The organism is Nonomuraea sp. NPDC049400 (genome assembly GCF_044466425.1).
Lineage (GTDB): Bacteria > Actinomycetota > Actinomycetes > Streptosporangiales > Streptosporangiaceae > Nonomuraea.
This window is the reverse complement of record NZ_JBITMP010000170.1, coordinates 1-1,080: the sequence shown is the minus strand read 5'-3', so window position 1 is coordinate 1,080 and position 1,080 is coordinate 1. Positions and strand designations below refer to the sequence as shown.

Here is a 1,080-nt window from a genome sequence, read left to right as displayed (position 1 = left end):
CCGGCACGCGAGCTCGGCTACCGGCTCGCCCTCGATTACAAAGTGGATCAGCGGGGAGTGCAGGGCAGCGCCCACGGCGCCCTGCTCATCGACGGCGCGCTCGCCTGCCCGCTGATGCCCGACCCGCTCGCGCAGGCCACCACCGGCCTGGACGACGCCGCCATCCGCACCCCATCGGAAGAACTCACCGCGTTGATCAGCGCGCGAGAGCCGTACTTGCTGCGTCTCAAACAGAGCGCGAACGCAGGCGGCGCCCTCCGCTTGCAGTGCCCGGCAGCGGGCACCTCCCCGTCGGTCACCTGCCCCCGCTTCGACCGCCTCCACCAGCGCGGGCCCAGCCGGGCCACCGCGGTCGACCTGACCGACGCTCGGCAGCGAGCCGCCCACCCTGCGGCCAAACCCCGCGTCTTGCCTCCGACCCCTGACCACAAGAGCGGCGAGCTGCCGAAGATCTGCCACCAGCACACCATCACCCTGCGTCCCGGCGACCTCGGCCACCTCGACAAGTTTCGCCAGGATCTGCCCTATCTCAGCCCCTCGTGGCGGGGGACGTACTCCACGGTCAGGGCCATGACAGAGGGGTTGAACGGCCGTCTCAAGGGCCACGACCTCGACCTGAGTGATCCGAAGAACCGACTCGCCCACGGCCGCGTCGCCCAGACCATCCTGGTCGCGTTGCTCGTTACTGTCGCCAACGACCACTTCCTCGACCAGTGGCGCCACACCCACCAGCCCCCAGACGAGCCCGGCACACCCGCCGACGTCCTCGAGATCCCAGCAGAGCACCTCGACCGCTCGCCGCTCTCGGGCCGGAGCAGGCCACCACCCGTCCCATAAAGCGCAATTCAGATCACCTTGTCGCAGCACCCAGCCCGGAGTCGGCGCCGGCATGCCCAGCGACGCGAACATGAACCTCCACCAGCGGCCTGACACCACCCGGGCCTTCCCGGACACCTGCTCCGCGGCTCCCAAACCAGGACGAACCCGATTCGGAAACCCCTGAAACGACAAGATCCCGCCTGATCTCGATGATCAGACGGGATCCCGTCAACCTCAGTCCAGCCGTTTCAAGAACGGCCC

1 protein-coding gene is annotated in these 1,080 nt (G+C 68.7%); it reads left to right on the top strand.

The features are described from left to right. Nucleotides 1-837 (top strand): hypothetical protein (locus ACIBVN_RS60935; protein ID WP_397152063.1); only part of this gene is annotated, 837 nt, incomplete at its 5' end. Nucleotides 838-1,080: the final 243 nt, after the last annotated feature.